General features: G+C 63.5%; 18 protein-coding genes. 7 read left to right on the top strand and 11 right to left on the bottom strand.

Features of this window, described 5'->3' with window-relative positions:
- Positions 1-49: 49 nt before the first annotated feature.
- The gene (locus PALO_RS00970; RefSeq protein ID WP_015582077.1) at positions 50-580 is read right to left on the bottom strand and encodes a DUF3151 family protein; all 531 of its coding nucleotides are present in this window, start codon (positions 578-580) and stop codon (positions 50-52) included.
- Positions 581-977: 397 nt separating this feature from the next.
- Here PALO_RS00970 and typA point away from each other — a divergent pair, with 397 nt between their 5' ends.
- Positions 978-2,840 (top strand): translational GTPase TypA, encoded by a 1,863-nt coding sequence (typA, locus tag PALO_RS00965; RefSeq protein WP_004809234.1) that lies wholly within the window; start codon positions 978-980, stop codon positions 2,838-2,840.
- 1,336 nt (positions 2,841-4,176) lie between these two features.
- Positions 4,177-4,530: a L,D-transpeptidase gene (locus PALO_RS00960; protein ID WP_036902046.1), complete on the top strand. Its 354-nt coding sequence runs from the start codon at positions 4,177-4,179 to the stop codon at positions 4,528-4,530.
- Positions 4,531-4,677: 147 nt separating this feature from the next.
- Here the strand turns inward: PALO_RS00960 and PALO_RS00955 are convergent, their stop codons facing one another.
- From PALO_RS00955 to PALO_RS00940, 4 genes are read right to left on the bottom strand one after another with little or no spacing between them, the layout of a single operon-like run.
- Entirely contained in the window at positions 4,678-5,040 is a 363-nt protein-coding gene (locus tag PALO_RS00955; protein WP_004809238.1) for a biotin/lipoyl-containing protein, read from the bottom strand.
- A gap of 15 nt (positions 5,041-5,055) precedes the next feature.
- The gene (locus tag PALO_RS00950) at positions 5,056-5,298 is read right to left on the bottom strand and encodes a hypothetical protein (RefSeq protein WP_004809241.1); all 243 of its coding nucleotides are present in this window, start codon (positions 5,296-5,298) and stop codon (positions 5,056-5,058) included.
- Positions 5,299-5,324: 26 nt separating this feature from the next.
- Positions 5,325-6,899 carry an acyl-CoA carboxylase subunit beta gene (locus PALO_RS00945; RefSeq protein ID WP_004809243.1) on the bottom strand — a complete coding sequence of 525 codons (1,575 nt, stop codon included), beginning with the start codon at positions 6,897-6,899 and terminating at the stop codon, positions 5,325-5,327.
- 15 nt (positions 6,900-6,914) lie between these two features.
- Positions 6,915-8,408, bottom strand: a complete 1,494-nt coding sequence (locus tag PALO_RS00940) for a methylmalonyl-CoA carboxytransferase subunit 5S (RefSeq protein WP_004809245.1) — start codon at positions 8,406-8,408, stop codon at positions 6,915-6,917.
- Between the two features lie 130 nt (positions 8,409-8,538).
- On the opposite strand from PALO_RS00940, the gene PALO_RS00935 reads away from it, so the two are divergent.
- The 3 genes from PALO_RS00935 (at position 8,539) to PALO_RS11765 (ending at position 10,094) form a co-directional block, all read left to right on the top strand.
- Positions 8,539-8,868 (top strand): rhodanese-like domain-containing protein, encoded by a 330-nt coding sequence (locus tag PALO_RS00935; protein ID WP_015582075.1) that lies wholly within the window; start codon positions 8,539-8,541, stop codon positions 8,866-8,868.
- A 23-nt stretch (positions 8,869-8,891) separates the two neighbouring features.
- The gene (locus PALO_RS00930; RefSeq protein ID WP_161493745.1) at positions 8,892-9,401 is read left to right on the top strand and encodes a sulfurtransferase; all 510 of its coding nucleotides are present in this window, start codon (positions 8,892-8,894) and stop codon (positions 9,399-9,401) included.
- Between the two features lie 261 nt (positions 9,402-9,662).
- Entirely contained in the window at positions 9,663-10,094 is a 432-nt protein-coding gene (locus PALO_RS11765) for a hypothetical protein (RefSeq protein ID WP_080634316.1), read from the top strand.
- 59 nt (positions 10,095-10,153) lie between these two features.
- On the opposite strand, the gene fbaA is transcribed toward PALO_RS11765, so the two are convergent.
- The 3 genes from fbaA to PALO_RS00915 form a co-directional block, all read right to left on the bottom strand.
- Entirely contained in the window at positions 10,154-11,179 is a 1,026-nt protein-coding gene (fbaA, locus tag PALO_RS00925) for a class II fructose-bisphosphate aldolase (protein ID WP_015582073.1), read from the bottom strand.
- Between the two features lie 110 nt (positions 11,180-11,289).
- Complete coding sequence (locus PALO_RS00920) at positions 11,290-11,772, bottom strand: hypothetical protein (RefSeq protein ID WP_036910131.1); 483 nt, start codon at positions 11,770-11,772, stop codon at positions 11,290-11,292.
- A 140-nt stretch (positions 11,773-11,912) separates the two neighbouring features.
- On the bottom strand, positions 11,913-12,509 hold the full coding sequence (locus tag PALO_RS00915; RefSeq protein ID WP_308982531.1) for a TrmH family RNA methyltransferase: 597 nt from the start codon (positions 12,507-12,509) through the stop codon (positions 11,913-11,915).
- 112 nt (positions 12,510-12,621) lie between these two features.
- Here PALO_RS00915 and PALO_RS00910 point away from each other — a divergent pair, with 112 nt between their 5' ends.
- Positions 12,622-13,350 (top strand): DedA family protein, encoded by a 729-nt coding sequence (locus PALO_RS00910; protein WP_015582070.1) that lies wholly within the window; start codon positions 12,622-12,624, stop codon positions 13,348-13,350.
- Between the two features lie 63 nt (positions 13,351-13,413).
- Here PALO_RS00910 and PALO_RS00905 read toward each other — a convergent pair whose 3' ends face one another.
- Positions 13,414-13,908, bottom strand: coding sequence for a hypothetical protein (locus PALO_RS00905; RefSeq protein ID WP_171023502.1), 495 nt, complete (start codon positions 13,906-13,908; stop codon positions 13,414-13,416).
- 111 nt (positions 13,909-14,019) lie between these two features.
- Positions 14,020-14,850: a spermidine synthase gene (locus PALO_RS00900; RefSeq protein WP_021107940.1), complete on the bottom strand. Its 831-nt coding sequence runs from the start codon at positions 14,848-14,850 to the stop codon at positions 14,020-14,022.
- A gap of 245 nt (positions 14,851-15,095) precedes the next feature.
- On the opposite strand from PALO_RS00900, the gene PALO_RS00895 reads away from it, so the two are divergent.
- Complete coding sequence (locus PALO_RS00895) at positions 15,096-17,258, top strand: LamG-like jellyroll fold domain-containing protein (RefSeq protein ID WP_015582067.1); 2,163 nt, start codon at positions 15,096-15,098, stop codon at positions 17,256-17,258.
- Between the two features lie 21 nt (positions 17,259-17,279).
- On the opposite strand, the gene clpB is transcribed toward PALO_RS00895, so the two are convergent.
- Positions 17,280-19,853 (bottom strand): ATP-dependent chaperone ClpB, encoded by a 2,574-nt coding sequence (gene clpB, locus PALO_RS00890; RefSeq protein WP_015582066.1) that lies wholly within the window; start codon positions 19,851-19,853, stop codon positions 17,280-17,282.
- Between the last annotated feature and the right edge of the window lie 34 nt (positions 19,854-19,887).

Genomic DNA, 19,887 nt, shown 5'->3' with positions numbered 1-19,887 from the left:
GCGGCAGATCACAATGTCAATCTCATGACCTCACCTTGACGGCGAAAGGTCACTCCTGGTGATCGTTCTCCTGATCGCCGTCGGACTCGTCCTCGCCGACCTCGACGTCGACAGCGCCATCGGTGGGCACCTCGTCGCCACGCAGCGCTCGCCAGGCCTCGTCGCTCAACTCGCGCAGCAATGTGTCGGCGTCATCGGACTCGTCACCAAATCCCAGCCTCTCAGCCGCCATTGCGAGGGCGTGGAGACAGCGGAACACCCCCTGGTTCGGCAGGTAGCCCCAGTCAACAACGCCGTCGCCGTCCCAGCCGGCATCTCGCAGCTGCTCCAGGCCGAGATCACGCCCGGTACGTGCATAGGCATAGGCCGCGACATCAGCAGCATCGGTGCCGCACAGCAGGGACCCCTCAGCCAGGAGAGCCCAACACAACGTCGAGGACGGATGTTCCTTGACGACCGACATGAACTCACCGCGTCCCCGCTTGGCAAGCTTGCGGATGGCCGGGTCAGGCGGCAAGTGGACGCCGTGGTCCTGTTCCTCGATCTCTGCGGTCGGATCGGTGTTCTGCTCCTCAGCCATACTCCCAAGCCTAGGGCGAAACGCGCCGAAGCGCTCGCTCAGGCCGCCTGCAAGGGCATGTGACATAAACTTGTTCCAGCCAAATGAAAGGATCACCACCATGTGCCGACCCGTCAGATGTGACGTCTGTGGTAGGACAACCTGGGCCGGATGTGGCCAACACATCGACCAGGTCAAGGCACAGGTGCCACCTTCTCAATGGTGTGACGGCAATCACACTGCCGCCGAGAAATCAGCACACCAGCCACCGCGTCAGCGCTTCGAACTGTGGCGCTGACTCGCTCATTCGTAGCTCAACCCTGCACTGACCTACACTTCACGGTGGCGCGTTTTCGCCCGCCGAAGCCCCGCGGCCTCGTCGCGGTGTCCACATCCTCGATCTGAACCGGAGTTCTGCATGCCCGTACGCAAGGATCTGCGCAACATCGCCATCGTGGCCCACGTTGACCATGGAAAGACCACGTTGGTCGACGCGATGCTGTGGCAGTCGGGAGCCTTCCGTGAGGGCGCCGAGGTCGAGAAACGCGTCATGGACTCGATGGACCTTGAGCGTGAGAAGGGCATCACCATTCTCGCCAAGAACACCGCTGTCAAGCACGTCATGAGCGACGGCGAGGAGATCATCCTCAACATCATCGACACCCCCGGACACGCTGACTTCGGCGGTGAGGTCGAGCGTGGCCTCGAGATGGTCGACGGCGTCATCCTCCTCGTCGACGCCTCCGAGGGCCCCCTCCCCCAGACCCGCTTCGTGCTGCGCAAGGCCTTGGCCAAGAAACTCCCACTCATCCTCGTCCTCAACAAGGTCGACCGCTCCGACGCTCGCATCGACGAGGTCGTCGAGGAGACCTACGACCTCTTCATGGATCTTTCCGAGGACGATGACGTCTCCCTGCTCGACGTCCCGGTCGTCTACGCCTCTGCCAAGGCCGGACGGGCCTCCCTCAACAAGCCCGAGGACGGCGGGATGCCCGATTCCCCCGACCTGCAGCCGCTGTTCGACTGCATCCTCCAGAACATTCCTGCTCCCACCTACGAGGAGGACGGGGTGCTGCGCGCCCACGTCACCAACCTCGACGCCTCCCCCTACCTCGGTCGTCTGGCCCTGTGCCGCGTCGTCTCCGGTGAGATCTCCAAGGGACAGACGGTGGCCTGGTGCAAGCGCGACGGCTCGGTCCAGAACGTCAAGCTGTCCGAGCTGCTCATGACCGAGGCCCTCGAGCGCGTCCCCGCCGAGAAGGCCGGCCCCGGTGACATCGTCGCCATCGCCGGCATTCCTGACATCACCATTGGTGAGACCCTCTCGGATCCTGAGAACCCCGATCCGCTGCCCCTTATCCACGTCGACGAGCCGTCGATGTCGATGACCATCGGCATCAACACCTCGCCGCTGTCTGGCCGTTCCGGTGACAAGCTCACTGCTCGTCTTCTCAAGGCTCGCCTCGACCAGGAACTCATTGGAAATGTGTCCATCAAGGTGACCGACACCGACCGTCCGGACATGTGGGAGGTCCAGGGCCGCGGCGAGCTGCAGCTGGCCGTCCTCGTCGAGCAGATGCGTCGTGAGGGATTCGAGCTCACCGTCGGCAAGCCGCAGGTCGTCACGAAGACCATCGACGGCAAGCTGCACGAGCCCTTCGAGCGCGTCACCATCGATGCCCCCGAGGAATTCATGGGAGCCGTCACACAGATGATGGGCCTGCGGAAGGGCCAGATGATGCACATGGTCAATCACGGCTCCGGCTGGGTGCGCATGGAGTTCGTCGTGCCGGCTCGTGGCCTCATCGGCTTCCGCACCGAGTTCCTGACCCAGACCCGGGGTCAGGGCATCATGAACCAGATCTTCGAGAACTTCCAGCCCTGGGTGGGCGAGTTGCGCACCCGTCAGAGTGGCTCGATGGTCGCCGACCGGCAGGGAGTCGTCACCTCCTACGCCCTGTTCAACCTGCAGGAGCGCGGCACGATGTTCGTCTCCCCCGGTGACGACACCTACGAGGGCATGGTCGTCGGCGAGAATTCCCGCCCCGACGACATGGACGTCAACCCCACCAAGGAGAAGCACCTCACCAACGTGCGTTCCTCCACCGGCGACGAACTGGAGCGCCTCATCCCGGCCACCAAGCTCTCCATGGAACAGCAGCTCGAGTTCTGCCGTGAGGATGAGTGTCTCGAAGTCACCCCGGACGTCGTCCGTATTCGCAAAACCGAGCTGAACGCCCACGAGCGGGCCAAGGCTCGCACCCGCGCGAAGAACAGTTGACGAAAGCCTGACCACATTTCGATGGCGCCCCAGTTTCCCCTTGACTAGGGAAGTTGCGGCGCCATCGTCATGTCATGGCGAAAAACACCGCCGAAGGGGCGACAAAGCGAACAGAAAGCAGCCAGAGTCATCGGTGATATGGCGTACGATCTTCTCGTCCACATCCCCGAAAGGTGTTCGATCCATGCAGTCCTCCCGCGCTGCCGGTCTGGCAGCCGCACTGGCCTTGTCCTTGTCCGCCGGGATCGTCGGTACTGCTCACGCGGAACCCACTGCCCCGCCCACCGCCACGGATTCCTCTCCGCAGTCTGCGTCCTCCACTAACGCATCTGAGACCCCTATTACCCCAGCGACGACTTCCGCTCCTGAGGAGACCTCCTCGACCGAGGCAACTCCCTCTTCCGATGCGACCCCCTCGGCGGCCGCATCGGAAACCCCGAGCTCACCGGCCACCCCGGAGTCCTCCATCGAGTCGACCCCGTACGCGGCGGTCTCCACGGCTGTGCGGGCGGTCCAGATCGAGAAGACAGCATGGATCTACATCGCGACCGATCTGCGCACCGGCGCCAGTAGCAAGTTCCGCTCCATGGGCAAGATCCGGGCCACCACTCAGGTCGTCATCCACGGCGAGGAGCGCAACGGCTGGACCCCGATACGCCATGGAAGCACCAACGCATGGGTCCCCACCAATACCCTGACCACCAACAAGCCACAGACCTTGTGGACCTACATCTCCGCAGACCTGCGCACCGGGGCCTCGTCCAGCTTCCGCTCCATGGGACGCACTGCCCCCACCCACGCCCTGATTCGTCGTGGCCCCAACTACAACGGCTGGGCCCCGGTTCTGTACAAGAACACGCAGGGCTGGGTCCCCGGCAACACGGTGACGACCTGGCATCCCCAGACTCAATGGATCTACGTCGAGACCGAGCTGCGTACTGGCGCGTCGAACTCCTTCCGATCCATGGGACGCACCCATGCCACGACCGTCATGGTCCGCCGTGGGCCGAACCACCATGGCTGGGCCCCAGTCTTCTACAAGGGCAAGCAGGGCTGGCTGCCAGGCAACACCGTCACCTCCACCCGTCCGCAAACCTTCTGGGTGAAGAAGGACCAGACGATGCGCGCTGGCGCCTCGACCTCGTTCCGCTCGATGGGTACGGCCCACCAGGGCACTCGCGTCGTCCGGCGCGGCCCGAATCGCAACGGTTGGATGCCGGTCGTGTTCAACAACATGCAGAGCTGGATCCCGGCCACTGCCGTGTCCTCCCGCCCCGTCGCGGCACCTGTCAGCGTCCCGATGAACAACTCGGGTGCTCATCTCGACCGTCGCTGCATGACGGGAACCGTCATCTGCGCCTCGAAGAAGCAGCGGAAGTTGTGGATGGTCCAGAACGGACGCATCCTCATCACCCTTGACGCTCGTTTCGGACGCTCCAGCGAGCCCACTGCTGAGGGCGTCAACACCGTGTACTGGAAGGACAAGAACCACGTGTCGGGTGTCTACGGGACCCCGATGCCGTACTCGATGTTCTTCCACGGTGGTCAGGCCATCCACTACTCGTCGGACTTCTCCCGTCGTGGGTGGAATGGTGCCTCGCACGGCTGCATCAACATCCGCAACATGTCCGGCCTGAAGTGGCTGTGGAACCACACCCCCACCGGCCGTAAGATGATCGTCTTCAAGTGATCTGAGACACGGACGGCCTGCCTCCTCCTGGAGGCAGGCCGTCCTCGTGCCCTCGGCCAATGACAACCACGAGAACATGGCGGCCACGGAAACATGACAGTGGCACCGCACCTGAAGGTGCGGCGCCACTGTGGTCTGTGCGGGGGATCAGCCCAGAGCCACCAGGCCCTGGCCACCCTGGACGGCGTCACCAACAGCCACCAGGATGCCCTTGACGGTTCCATCCGCCGGGGCATTGATCTCGGTCTCCATCTTCATGGCCTCGAGGGTCAGGAGAACCTGACCAGCCTTGACGGCGTCACCCTCGGCCACGAGGATCTTGGCAACGGTGCCAGCCAACGGAGCGGGAACCTCGCCCTCTCCAGCCTTGCCGGCGCCGCCACCGGACGCCTTCATCGGGCCACCGGAGCCGCCTCCGAAGAGGATCGGCGCCATCGGCGTATTAGGGGTCTTGTCAACGTCAACGTCAACGTCGTAAGCGACGCCATTGACGGTCACCTTGAGCTTCATGTCAGTTTCTCCAGGTCAACGAATCGAATGGTTCTGCTGAGCCCTGCGTCCCTGACGGACCCAGGTCTCACTCGGGGCGAAACGGACGGCCTGAACCTTTCCGTCGTTGCCCAGGTAAGCCGAAACGGCGGCGCAGATGACGGCGAGCACGTCCTCAGGAACGTCCTTGCTCGTCTTCTTGAGCCGGGAAACCTCGGCCTCCAGCGCTGCGAGTCGCTTGTTCAGCGTCTCGATGACGAGTTCATTGTTCTCACTCATCTTGTCCTCCCATCAGCCTTCTTCACTCAGCACGGCATGACGCCGTGCTTCTTGGCCGGACGGGACTGACGCTTGGTGGCGTAGGTCTCCAGAGCGGCGATGATCTTGCGACGGGTGTCGGCGGGATCGATCACGTCATCAACCTGTCCACGAGCAGCAGCCACGTAAGGCGTGTTGAAGGCGTTGCGGTACTCCTCGATCTTCGCGGCGCGAGTGGCTGCGGGATCCTCAGATTCCTTGATCTGGCGACGGAAGATGACGTTGGCTGCGCCATCAGCACCCATCACTGCGATCTCCGCGCTCGGCCAGGCGTAGACGGCGTCGGCACCCAGGTCACGGTTACACATGGCCAGGTAGGAACCGCCGTATGCCTTGCGCAGCACCACGGTGATCTTCGGGACGGTGGCCTCGGAGTAGGCGTACAGCATCTTCGCGCCATGGCGAATGATGCCGCCGTACTCCTGCTGGACACCAGGCAGGAAACCAGGAACGTCAACCAACTGCACCAACGGAATGTTGAAGGAGTCGCAGAAGGTGATGAACTCGGCAGCCTTGTCGGAGGCATTGATGTCGAGGCAGCCCGACATGACCTTCGGCTGGTTGGCCACGATGCCGACGGTACGACCGTTGACACGAGCAAAGGCGGTGACGATGTTGGTCGCCCAGCCAGCCTTCACCTCGAGATAATCGCCCCAGTCGACGATCTTGGCGATGACGTCGCGGACGTCGTAGCCCTTCTTGCCATCCAACGGAACGATCTCGCGCAGCTCGGGCTGCGGGGAGACGTCGTTGTTGGGATTGGAGATCTGGGCGTCCTCGGTGTTGTTCTGCGGCAGGAAGCTCAGCAGCTTCTGCGCGATGAGCACCGCGGCGTCGTCGTCCTCGGCCACGAAGTGGATGTTGCCCGAGGTGGACATGTGCGCGTCGGCACCACCCAGGTCGTCAGCGGTGACCTCCTCGCCAGTGACCGACTTGATGACTCCGGGGCCCGTGATGAACATGTGGGCCTTCTTCGTCATGATGATGAAGTCGGTGAGAGCCGGGGAGTAGGAGGCGCCACCGGCGCAGGGGCCGGCGATGATGGCGATCTGCGGCACGACGCCCGACAGCTTGACGTTCGCGTAGAACATCTTGCCGTAGCCGGACAGCGAGTCAATGCCCTCCTGGATTCGGGCGCCGCCCGAGTCGTAGAAGAACAGGAACGGGGTGCCGGTCAGCAGGGACTGCTCCATCGTCTCGACGACCTTGGTCGACTGGGTCTCACCAGCGGAACCACCCATGACGGTGAAGTCCTGGGAGGCGACGTGCACCGGGCGACCGTGAATGGTCGCGCGACCGGTGACGACGCCGTCGGCGGGAACCTCGGCCTTGTCCATGCCGAAGAGGGTGGTGCGGTGCTTGCGGAACGCACCCACCTCGTCGAAGGAGTAGGCGTCGACGAGGTTGTCGATGCGCTCGCGGGCAGTTTGCTTGCCCTTATCACGCTGCTTCTCGAGTCGAGCTTCGCCGCCTCCGAGCTCCACATTGTGGCGCTCGTCGGCAAGCTGCTCGATTCGGCCGGCCATGGTGTCGGCCAGCTTGATTGGTTTCTTCTCAGCCATGGTTGGCGATCATCCTCACGCAGGCTCGACGGTCACCTGGTGGCTGTTGCCACCGACCGTCACGTTGTAGTTGACCGGTCCGGCGATGCCGGCAGCGCCGGTGCCTTCCTTCTCGGCCTTCAGCTGTGCCTCGGTCATCGCGACGCTCTTCGGGCCCTCCGGACGCTCCTTGAGGAACTTCGGGGCGACTCCCGGGAACAGGGCGTTGGTGAGAACGTCCTCGTCGGTGCCGTCGAAGCCCTCGAGGCCCTTGGCCTGCTCAACCAGCTCATCCCACTCGGGCTCGAGCAGGTCGGCGGGACGGCAGTCGATCGACTCCTTGCCGGTCTGCTTCTTGGCCATCTCGACGATGTCGGGGTTGAGCTCACCAATCGGCTTGCCGTAGTAGCCGAGCATCAGGTCGGCGAACTCGGCGGTGAGGTTCTTGTACTCGCCATTGCCCATGAGGACGTTGAACACGGCCTGGGTTCCGACGATCTGGGAGGACGGGGTGACCAGCGGCGGGTAACCGGCATCCTTGCGGACGCGCGGCACCTCCTTCATGACCTCATCCATGCGGTCGCCAGCCCCCTGCGCCTCGAGCTGGGACTCCATGTTGGAGAGCATTCCGCCCGGGATCTGGGACTGGAAGATGTTGGTGTTGACCAGCGTCTTCGACTCGAACTTCTTGTACTTCGGACGAACCTTCTTGAAGTGGTCACGGATCTTGAGGAGGCGATCCATGTCGAGGTCAGTGGTGTACTCGGTGCCCTCGAGCATTTCGACGAGGGACTCGGTCGGGTTGTGGCCCGGACCGAGCGACATCGAGGAAATGGCGGTGTCAACGACGTCGACGCCAGCCTCGATGGCCTTCTGCAGGGTAACCAGGGTGACACCCGTGGTGGAGTGGCAGTGCAGGTTGATCTGCACGTCGGGGTGGTTCTCCTTGATGCCCTTGATGATGTCAAAGGCGGGCTGCGGCTTGAGGAGGGCCGCCATGTCCTTGAAGGCGATCGAATCGGCACCCATGTCGATCAGGCGATCGGCCTGCTTGATGAAGCTCTCCGGGGTGTGAATCGGGGAGGTGGTGTAGCAGATGGTGCCCTGAGCATGCTTGCCGGTCTTCTTGACGGCAGACATGGCGTGCTCGAGGTTACGCGGGTCGTTGAGGGCGTCGAAGACACGGAAGACGTCCATGCCGTTCTCGGCGGACTTCTCGACGAATTTGTCGACGACCTCGTCGTTGTAGTGACGGTAACCCAGCAGGTTCTGCCCACGCAGCAGCATCTGCAGGCGTGAGTTGGGCATCAGCTTGCGGAAGGTCCGCAGCCTCTCCCACGGGTCTTCGTTGAGGAAACGGATGCAGGAATCGAAGGTAGCTCCGCCCCAGCACTCTACGGACCAGTAGCCGGCAGCATCGATGTCGGCGCAAGCGTCGACCATGTCCTCCATGGACATACGGGTGGCAAGCAGGCTCTGATGCGCGTCGCGGAGCACGAGCTCGGTAACGCCAATCTTTCGCGGACTCATAGCTTCATGATTCCACTTGCCGAGTGCGTTAGGGGCAGGTGGGTCCCTTTTTCACACTTGAACCATGTTCAACTGACCAAATGCCCGCCATGGTGTTACTGGGTGGAATCGGCGGTGACATAATGCAACCATGGCTGAGACCTTGTGCCCCACTCCCGTGGTCAGCCCGAACGCCCTCGCCCAACTGCTTGAAGGCCCCGACGCCGACCGCATCATCGTCGTCGACGTGTCCCCCTGCCGACCCGGGGTGCCACACATCCCGGGCGCCCTTCCCTTCGACCTGGACGGCTCGATGAGCGACCAGTCGACCGGGCTGCCCCACACCATGCTGCCCGCGGACCAGTTCCAGGCACGGCTGCGCGAACTGGGGGTTAACGAGGACTCCCACGTCACGAGGACTCCCACGTCGTTGTCACCGAGGACGAGTTCCTCTTCGCCTCCGCCCGACCCTGGTGGATGATGCACGCTTGCAGTTTCTTCAATGTGTCGATCCTGGAGGGCGGGAACGCTGGCTGGGTGGCTGCCGGCGGACGGCTGACGACCGAGATCACCCCGACCCCCAAACCCGGGAACGTCAGCCTGACTGCCGTCCCCGGCGCCATCCTCGACCAGGAGGAGGTACTACGCATCATCGCCGCCTCGGATGACCCGAACTCTCCTCGCATCGTCGATGCCCGCTCCGCCGAGCGGTTTGCGGGAACGGTCGCGGAGCCCCGCGTCGGGCTGCGTGCCGGTCACATGCCGACGGCAACGAACTTTCCTTACACCCAAGTCATCGACGACGGCCGGATTCGCCCCGTCGAGGACTTGCAACAGCTAGTCAACGATGCCGCGGGCGATCGTCCCATCGTCGCGACGTGCGGCTCCGGTGTGACAGCTTGCGTCATCGCGCTGGCCGCAACCCTGGCCGGACGCAAGGACGTCGGCATCTATGACGGCTCGTGGAGCGAGTGGGCGCGGCCCGGAGACACCCCGGTCGTCACCGAGGGGTGAGTCACCGTCATAGTCACTACGAGCATCACCCCCACCGAGACAACGGCTCAGCCGCAACCACATGCACGGAACGCCACACACTGACGTTCACCATCCGACATCTCATCAGTCGGATAACTCCGATCATTTGCGCTCACGAGTAAACGCACTAGACTCGCATCACACTATCACGACATGTGGCACTTCACTTGACATGAACTCAGCTAATGCCTGGAGAGATCAATGAACATCAAAGCTGTTCTACCGTATCTTGTATGTGCCATCGTGGCTGCTGCTGCCGGGATTGGAGGCACACTTCTGGTGCAGCATCACGATGACGAACTTCAGCCAAGTGATGTCGCCATAGCGGCCTACTTCGCCGAGGCCATATCAACCCCTGACGCTATTGACAACGGCCGCGTTCAGGATCTCGTCGCACCCAATACCGGCTGGGATGGTCATTCCAAGAAAGCCAAAGAGTGGGGCCAAGCTATTTTCAAGGCCTACCACGATGACAAAGCCGCACCAAACGAAGGAATCCTTATTTCTGATGGGCCTCTTCCAACAAGGTCAGCGGACATCTATGCACGTTCGACAGCAGAACCAATCATGACCGTTATCATGACCCCCGTTGATGGAAAGTGGCTCGTCGACTGGAACGCAACAGTGCGGGCCAACGACACTCCACCTCCACCACTGCCATCGCACCGATGAGCCCAAGAATCCCGGCCAATCCTCACCATAGGACTGGCCGGGATTCTGCACAGGCATACTCAGGCGCTCAGCGAGGTTCCCTTCGAACCGAGCTGTTCGCAGGCCTCGACGATCCGGGCAGCCATCCCGGCCTCGGCCTTCTTGCCCCACGCACGGGGGTCGTACATCTTCTTGTTACCGACCTCCCCGTCGATCTTCAGCATGCCGTCGTAGTTCTTGAACATGTGCTCAACGACAGGACGGGAGAACGCGTACTGGGTGTCGGTGTCGACATTCATCTTGATGACTCCGTACGACACCGCATCAGCGATCTCCTGGGCGGTCGATCCCGATCCGCCGTGGAACACCAGGTCGAAGGGCTTGTCCTGGCCATACTTCTTGCCGCACTCGTCCTGGATCTCCTTGAGGATCTCGGGACGCAGCTTGACGAAGCCCGGCTTGTAGGCGCCGTGGACGTTGCCGAAGGTCAGCGCGGTGATATAACGCCCCTTCTCCCCGGTGCCCAACACCTCGAGGGTACGCATGCCGTCGGCGACGGTGGTGTAGAGCTTCTCGTTGATCTCCCCGGTGACGCCGTCCTCCTCGCCACCGACGGCACCGACCTCGATCTCCAGGATGATCTTGGCCTTCGAGGTGCGGGTGAGCAGCTCCTCGGCGATCTGGAGGTTCTCCTCGACCTCGATGGCCGAGCCGTCCCACATGTGGGAGTTGAACAGCGGGTCCTCGCCGCGGTCCACCCGCTCCTGGGAGATGGCGATGAGCGGGTTGACGTACTTGTCGAGCTTCTCCTTCTGGCAGTGGTCAGTGTGGAGAGCGATGTTCACCGGGTAGTCCTTGGCCACGACTCGGGCGTACTCGGCCAGTGCCACGGCACCGGTCACCATCTCCTTGACCTTCTGCCCGGAGGCGTACTCGGCGCCACCGGTGGAGATCTGGACGATGCCGTCGGAGCCGGCCTCGGTGAAGCCCTGGAGGGCCGCATTGAGGGTCTGCGAGGAGGTCACGTTGATGGCCGGGTAGGCGAAGCCCTTCTGCTTCGCACGATCGATCATCTCGCCATAGACCTCGGGTGTTGCGATGGGCATATTGCGCCTTCCTGTATGAACTCGCGATGACGAGAGTTCATTCTTCCGCATCCACCCGGGTGATGTCAGTCCGGAACTCCAGCACGCTCAAAGGTGCTGCGCAACGCACATCAGTCGGCGGTGTCAACCCCTGCCTGCTCGACGCGCACCCGGCCACGCGACGCTGTTGAGACCGCGGCGTCGATGTCTGCTGGCGGACAATCCAGCCAGGACAGCGGGACCTCCCACTGACGGTCATCGTCAGCATGGACGACGAGCCCAGGGCCCGACCCGATGGACGACCCACCCACCTTGATGGACGTCATGTCCTTCCAGCCGATCTCGTCCATGGTCGGTGCGACGGAGTCGTCCTCCCCGGTGCGCAGTATCCGTCGCACGCTCAAACCGTCGGAGTTGACGATGAGAGCTGGCCCTTCCCCGACGTCGAGGAGATCCTTGCGCGCGGCGTGCAGGCGCAGATTCTGAATGACGAAGAGCACCAGGAACAGCACCACCCAGGCACCGAACATCCACATCACGGTGGACAGTTCAAAGGCGTCAGCCGTCAACGCCCACAGCAGGCCACCGATGATGACGACGACGAGGGCTTGCACGGCAAGGCGGAATCTCGTCGCGTGATGGTGGGCAACCCGGGAGGCACTCGGCACTGGATTGAACGCCACCACCAGTCGTACTGGGTCCTCAGCGGGTCGTGTGCTCATGGCACGAGCCTAGGGGGTCGCGGTTTCCCTGTTCAGTCGGTGGGTGGGTTTGGGTCCTCGCACCACCGGGTCGTCCAGGCGTACATGGCGATCGCGGCAGCGGCTCCGGCATTCATCGAACGAGTTGATCCGTACTGGGTGATGGCCACCAACTGGTCGCAGCCTGCGACGACCTCGTCGGTCAGTCCGGAGCCTTCGGAGCCGAAGAGCAAGCAACAGTCCTGCGGGAGTCTTGCCGTTTCCAGCGGCACGGACCCGGGCAGGTTGTCCACGCCGACAGGGGTGACGCCGTGTTCGTCAAGCCACTCCAGGAAGGTGGGGACGTCCGGGTGGTGATAGACGTGCAAGTACCGATCGGTCACCATCGCACCGCGTCGGTTCCAGCGTCGTCGTCCCAGAATGTGCACAGCCGCGACGTTGAAGGCATTTGCGGTGCGCACCACGGAACCGATGTTGAAGTCGTGCTCCCAGTTCTGGATGGCCACGTGCAACCGGGAACGTCGGGTGTCGAGGTCAGCGACGATGGCCTCCATCGTCCAGTATCGATACCGATCGATGACATTGCGTCGATCCCCCGATGCCAACAGTTCCCGATCGAGTCTTGGGTCGTCAGGCCATGGTTCGGGCATCGGCCCGACACCTACGACTGTGGTCGTCTTCTGACTGGGAATCTGCAGTGAGGGAGCCTCTGCGAGGCCGCCATCGGTCGGGGCACACACGAACCAAAGATAGTCTTGGCCCATGCCAAGTCTCCTCATGACCCTCCCCGCCCTGCTCACCCCCGCCTGGATGGACCCACAAGCCATCATCCAGGGCGCCGGTGCTGCAGCCCTGTGGATCGTCGCGCTGATCGTCTTCGTGGAATGCGGCCTGGCCGTGTTCTTCATGCCCGGAGACTCTCTGCTCTTCGCCCTCGGAATGTTTGCTGCCGTGGGCGTCAATTCCTCCGTCCCACTCGTCCATTACGGGCCCCCGGCGACGACCCTCGTCGTCGTCAACCTCGTCCTCATCATCTGCGCCATTTCCGGAAACATCTGCGGTTACTGGATCGGTTACGTGGTGGGTCCCAAGCTCTTCCGGGAGCGAGAGGGGTTCATGGGCAAGGTGTTCTCGCCCAAGCACGTCGACACCACCCACGACTTCTTTCGCAAGCACGGGTCAGTGGCCCTCATCCTCGCCCGATTCGTGCCGATCGTCCGTACCTTCGTCACGATGATTGCTGGCGTGGGCCGGATGAACTTCCGCAAATTCATCACCTACACCGCCATCGGCGGCGTCCTCTGGGTGCTCATCGCCGTGCAGGCCGGTTACTTCCTGGGACAGATTCCCGTCATCCGCAACAACTTCGAGGCGGCTCTGCTCCTCATCATCGTGGTGTCGGTGCTGCCGATGCTCTTCGAGTGGCTCAAGGCCCGCCGCAAGGGCCAGGCCAGCCGGCCTCAGTCGGCGGAGCGTTCCCGCGTCGAGTGACGCTCGGCTCACGATGTGACGCGGGGCTGTCCAGCATCATGCTGACCAGCCCCTCTCTCGCGCTCATCGAACTCGTCTGCCACCCACCGTGGTCTGCCATGGCTGGCCCTGCCCCGGTTCGAGCCACCCTTCCTCCGGCGGGTTGGCAATGACCTTGTCACGTTCCGCGACGGCCTTGACCCACGCGTTGACGGGACCGCTCCAGACCGTCGCCAGCACGGCAGCCACCGTCATGACTCCGATGACGTCAAAGCCTCTCATGAACTCGCTGCCTCGCGAGAGTCTCCACATCCACACCAAGGACAGCACGGTGAACAGGTAACGGTCGATGGCATGACCACGACCCATAGTCACGGTCAGAACACAACCCGCCAGGGGGATGAGCAGGTACTGCACCCAACCTCCCGAATCCATGCCCAAGGCGAACGACGTCAGGACCGGACCAAGTGTCGTCTGGCTCTCGCTGCGCCCGGCTGCCCACATGCCACAGACGACGAGGGCCCACAACGCCGAGAAGCCGATGACGATGACCCGTGCCACGACGATGGCTGACGGCATGTCTGGCAACGAGGGCACATGGCCGTACTTGGGCTTGCTGTCAGGGGCGGAATTGGCCATGCCGCCATCATGTCACCCGAAACCGACGTGGGAGAGAGCCGTCCGGGTGTCTCAGGAGAAGAAGGTCGCTCCGCCAGGAGGGCCGGGAGACGGCTCGACGTCGTCGTCACGAAAGGGCGTGGCACCCGCGAGAAGTTTCGTCAGGGCGTCTCCACTGATCAGTCGGAAGGGGAAAGCGGCCCCGCTGCATCGTCGCGTCAGTTCCTGCTCGTACAGGGGGCCGTTCGAGCCCGCCAGGATGATGTTGCCGTAGCGACGCCCCTTGAGGGTCGACGATTCTGCGGCCAGACAGACGTTGGAAAAGACTTCTTCAGCGGCCCTGACGACCCTCTTGGTCCAGGCCAGAGGGGCCGAGTCAGCCAGGTTCGCCACGACGATGCCGTCAGTGTGCAGGATACGCAGGACGTCGGTGAAGAACTCGACGGTGACCAGGTCAGCGGGCACCCTCGCACCGTCGAAGGCATCCAGGATGACGACGTCAGCGAAGTCCTCGCGCATGGCGGCGATCCCAGAGCGTCCGTCGACGGGCCGCACCTTGATCCCGGAACGAGGCGGAAGTGGGGCCTTGAGCCGCACCTCCTCGGTGAGCTCGGTATCCGGCTCACAGACGATCTGCGGGCTCGTCGGACGGGTGAATGCCACGTACCGTGCCAGACACATTCCTGCCCCGCCGACGTGAATGATGCGCATCCTCTCCCCCGCCGGGCGGTGGACATCGAGATGATCAGCGATGCGTTCCGTGTAGTCGAACTCGAGATGAGTGGGGTCATCCGGGTCAATCCAGGACTGATCAGCCCCGCCGACGCGGACAATCCATGCTCCTGGGGTGTCTGGATCGGGCACGAGACGCTCGTGTCGCTGGTGGGGGTCAGGGGCAAGCACGGGCTCGACCCTATCGGGGCTGTCGACGCTATTCGTCGCTACCCTTTCCCCTGCTGGTCCAGTTGCGACCTGGTCCAGCGTTGCGAGCCCGCCCGGGACGACCCCCCGTCGGGCGCGCACCGACTGTTCGTCCTTTCGTCCACCCGCGTTCACAAACCCGTGGGACCGCCGTCGCACCCGTTTGCTCTGATGAAATGCGCGGCTGTGACGGAGTGTCCGGCCATGAGTGTCGAGGAGTCATACACATGTCGTCGATCAGTCGTCGCCACCTCATCCTGGGCGGGGCCGCCATCACCCTGGCCGGGGTAGCCGTTCACAAGGGCTGGCCAGCCAACGCTGCCCCTTACACCACCACCGGGGTGGTCGAGGATGGGCCCGGTATCCGTGGCTGCATCGCCTTGCTGCCCGACACCCAGTTCTATTCACGATACGGCGTCGCCACCGCCGACCTCTTCACCAAGCAGTACCCCGGACTACCCAACCCGTATGACTGCCAGACGAAGTGGATCGCCGATAACACGAAGACCTACCGGATCGAGATGACTCACCACTTGGGTGACGTCGTCGATCAGTCCGGCGATGGCCACGAGGACCAGTTCGTCGTCGCCTCCCGCGCCATGAAGATCATGGACGACGCCAAGGTGCCGTACTCGATCATCCCCGGCAACCACGACGTCGCTAACGACTTCAAGTACTACCGCACGTGGTTCCCGAAGTCTCGGCAGAAGTCGTCGCCCAGTTTCAAGGCCATGGGCCCCAGCGGACTGTCCAACTGGCACGCATTCTCCGTCGCCGGAGTACCGATGATGGCGGTCAACGTCCCGTGGGGTTCCGACACTGCCGACCTCGACTGGGCCGAGTCGGTGCTCAACGCCCACCCGACGGTGCCGACAATCATCACGACCCACCAGATCATCGACATCTCGCCTGAGGGGACCGCCCTGTCGACCGCCTTCGGCCAGCGCATCTGGGACCGCCTCGTCAAGACCCACAACCAGGTGTTCCTCACCGTCAACGGTCACCACCACGGAGCGACGAACCGCATCCTCACCAATGACGCCGGTCAGCCGGTGTTCCAGCAGCTCCTCGACTACCAGATGGCCTACCAGGGTGGCAACGGACTCATGGCACTCATGGAGTTCGACTTCACCCACAACCAGTTGTCGCAGACGGCCTTCTCACCGTGGGTGCCGCTCAAGGGAGCCAAGGCCAACTCCTTGGACCGCGCCCTGCTGGAGGGCCCCGGCGACACGTGGTCGACGCACTTCGACTTCGCATCCCGGTTCGCCTCCTTCGGCGCTGACTTCCACCCGACCGGCGAGGTTCCCTCGGCCACCAAGGCGCTACGCGACCATCTTCTGAAGACCTTTACCCCGATCGCCGAGCTGCCGCTCGTGCCACCGGTTAACGATCAGGACTACCCCAAGGTTCCCGGCACCGTGGCACACTGGCGGCCGACGTCGGTCGACGGGGAACTCATCGAGAAGGACATCACCGAGAACGGCAACGACATGAAGCTCAGGGTGGCCGGCCTCGCACCGGACTCGGCCGCCCTCGTCGACGATCACATGAACTACTCGTCCGGCATGCAGGCCATCAAGCTCGTACCGGCGTCCAAGGGCAACTTCTCGTACTTCGCCACGAGCAAGGACGCCCCCATCAACAAGGAACGGTTCACGAAGGGCTACACCTTCGAAACCTTCATCAATATCGACAAGGACTACAGCGACCCCAACTACTGGAGCGCCTTCCTGAGCCGAGGCGGCACGCGCAACGACCTGCCGAACTTCAACGTCCCCGGTGCCGACGACAGTGATCTGGACGAGCCGCCGATGGCAGGGGCGATCTCAAGCCTCAAGGAGATCCAGTGGGCGTTCACCGACATCGCCCCCGTCGGCATGGGCTACTCTGACTGGTCCGGCGACGTCGACCTGGGCAAGTGGTACCACATCGCGGTCGTCGACGACCCTGCCGAGGGTTCGGTCGTCATGTACGTCAATGGCGTACCCATGCTGCGCAACCAGTACGGCACCAAGGGGCAGGCCCACGGCATCAACGGCTTCGACGACCTGCCGTGGATCATCGGAGGCAGCATTTACGGCGGCGCCATGGACAAGGGCTTCTTCGGGCTCATCGGTGAGATGCGCTTCATCGACCATCCGACCACGCCTGAGCATTGGCTCACGGCGCGCGCCACCAAGTCTTCTCCCACGCCGTCTTCCTCCACGACGCCGACCTCGACCTCTACCACCACCCCGTCGGGAACGGCATCCTCGACCCCGTCGGCAACGACACCCTCGACGCAATCGCCCGCGGCCCCATCGTCTGGACCCTCGGTGACGGCACCGTCGATCTTCCCGGGCCGCCGCGCCCCGCGTCCGTCGAGGTTGCCGCGCACCGGTCGCTGAGACCGGCACATCGCTGACCCGTCATCGGCTCGTCAGGCCGTCGGAGTCCGCGGCGACGTCGAAGGTGACGATGCCACCGTCCTGCACCTGGCCGGAGAGCACCTTGCGAGCCAACTGGTCCTCAATGGTGGTCTGCACCAGACGACGCAGCGGTCGGGCACCGTAAACCGGATCGAATCCCGTAGTCGCTAGCCACTCCTTCGCAGCATCAGTGGTCTCGACGGTGATCCTGCGATCAGCAAGCCTCGAGTTCAACTTGGCCAGGTTCGTCTCGACGATCCGAGCAAGATCCTCACGGGAGAGCGGGTCGAACATCACGACGTCGTCGAGTCGGTTCAGGAACTCGGGACGGAATGCCGCACGCACCGCATTCATGACGGCTTCGTGCTTGGCCTTGTTGTCGAGGTCAGGATCCGACAGGAACTGGCTGCCGAGGTTGCTCGTCAGTACCAGGATGGTGTTTCGGAAGTCGACCGTACGACCCTGACCGTCGGTGAGACGGCCGTCATCGAGCACCTGCAGCAGGATGTTGAAAACGTCCGGATGGGCCTTCTCCACCTCGTCGAGGAGGATGACCGAGTACGGACGACGCCGCACGGCCTCGGTGAGCTGGCCTCCCTCCTCGTATCCGACGTAGCCCGGAGGGGCACCGACCAGGCGCGAGACGGAGTGTTTCTCCATGTACTCGCTCATGTCGATGCGGACCATGGCGGTCTCGTCGTCGAAGAGGAACTGGGCCAGGGACTTGGCCAGCTCGGTCTTGCCGACGCCGGTCGGTCCGAGGAAGAGGAAAGACCCGGTGGGCCGGTTCGGGTCGGAGATGCCCGCCCGGGAACGACGCACCGCGTCCGACACCGTCTTGACGGCGCGATCCTGACCGATGAGGCGTTCGTGCAGACGCTCCTCCATGTGGAGCAACTTCTCCTGCTCGCCCTGCATCATTCGACCGACGGGGATGCCGGTCCACGAGGACACGACCTCGGCGATGTCGGAGGTGCCGACCTCCTCGGAGACCATCCGGGAGCCGTTCTCCTCGGCCTTGTCAGCCGCCTCAGCCTCCTTCTCCAGGGCCGGGATCTGGCCGTAGAGGATCTCGGAGGCCTTGCCGAAGTCACCCTCACGCTGGTACTTCTCGGCGGCGGTGCGCAACTGATCGATGCGGGTCTTGAGCTCGCCGACCTCATTGAGGCTGGCCTTCTCGGCCTCCCAGCGGGTCTCGAGCCCGCGCAGGGTCTCCTCCTTGCCGGCCATCTCGGCGCGCAGCCTCTGCAGACGCTGCTTGCTGGCCGGGTCCTCCTCCTTCTCGACGGCGAAGATCTCCATCTTCATGCGGTCGACCTCACGACGCAGGGTGTCGATCTCCTCCGGGGAGGAGTCGATCTCCATGCGAAGACGGGAGGCAGCCTCGTCAATCAGGTCAATGGCCTTGTCAGGGAGCTGACGCGCGGTGATGTACCGGTTGGACAGGCTGGCGGCCGCGACGAGGGCACCGTCGGTGATGCGCACCTTGTGATGGGCCTCGTAACGCGCCCGCAGACCACGCAGGATGGCGATGGTGTCCTCCACCGAGGGTTCACCGACGAAGACCTGCTGGAAACGACGTTCCAGGGCGGGGTCCTTCTCGATGTGCTCGCGGTACTCGTCAAGGGTGGTCGCGCCGATCATCCGCAGCTCACCGCGAGCCAGCATGGGCTTGAGCATGTTGCCGGCGTCCATGGCGCCTTCACCAGAAGCTCCGGCACCGACGACGGTGTGCAGCTCGTCGATGAAGGTGATGACGTGCCCCTCGGCCTCCTTGATCTCGTTGAGGACGGCCTTGAGACGTTCCTCGAACTCACCACGGTACTTGGCGCCCGCGACCATCGAGGACAGGTCCAGGGAGACGACCCGGCGACCCTTCAGGGAGTCGGGGACGTCCCCGGCCACCACTCGCTGAGCCAGCCCCTCGACGACGGCGGTCTTGCCGACGCCGGGCTCGCCGATGAGGACTGGGTTGTTCTTGGTGCGTCGCGCCAGCACCTGGACGACGCGACGGATCTCCTGGTCGCGACCGATGACTGGGTCGAGCTTGCCAGAACGAGCGCGCTCGGTGAGATCGACGGAGTACTTGGCCAGGGCGGACTCTCCACCCTCGGACTCCTCGGAGGTGACGCGACGGTCACCACGTCCCTCGTTGAAGGCGGACGCCAGGGAATCGGGCTTGAGGCCGAGACCCGCGAGACCGCTCTGGACGTCGGAGGGAACCGCCGTCAGGGAGATGAGGAGGTGTTCGGTGGCGACGAAGGAGTCACCCATGGCCTCAGCACGGTTCTGTGCGTCGGCAATCACCCGAGCAAGGGCACCCGAGAGCTGTGGCTGGGCGACGGATGCCCCCGAGCTCGATGGCAGGGCGCGCATGGCGGTGGTTGCGACGGCGTCAACCCGTTGCGGATCGATGCCCAGGCCAGCCACCAGAGGGCCGACGGTGTTGTCCGGGATGGTGAGAAGAGCATGGAGAAGATGCGAAGGCTCCACGGACGGATTCCCGTGGGCCAACGCGTGCCGAGTGGCGGCGGTGACCGCGTCACGGCTCATCGTGGTGAGATTGGTGTCCATTACCTGCCTCGCTGAAGTTGAGTTGCTATGACTC

Origin of the sequence: Cutibacterium avidum 44067 (assembly GCF_000367205.1) — a bacterium.
Classification (GTDB): domain Bacteria; phylum Actinomycetota; class Actinomycetes; order Propionibacteriales; family Propionibacteriaceae; genus Cutibacterium; species Cutibacterium avidum.
This window is presented reverse-complemented; position numbering and strand designations above follow the sequence as displayed.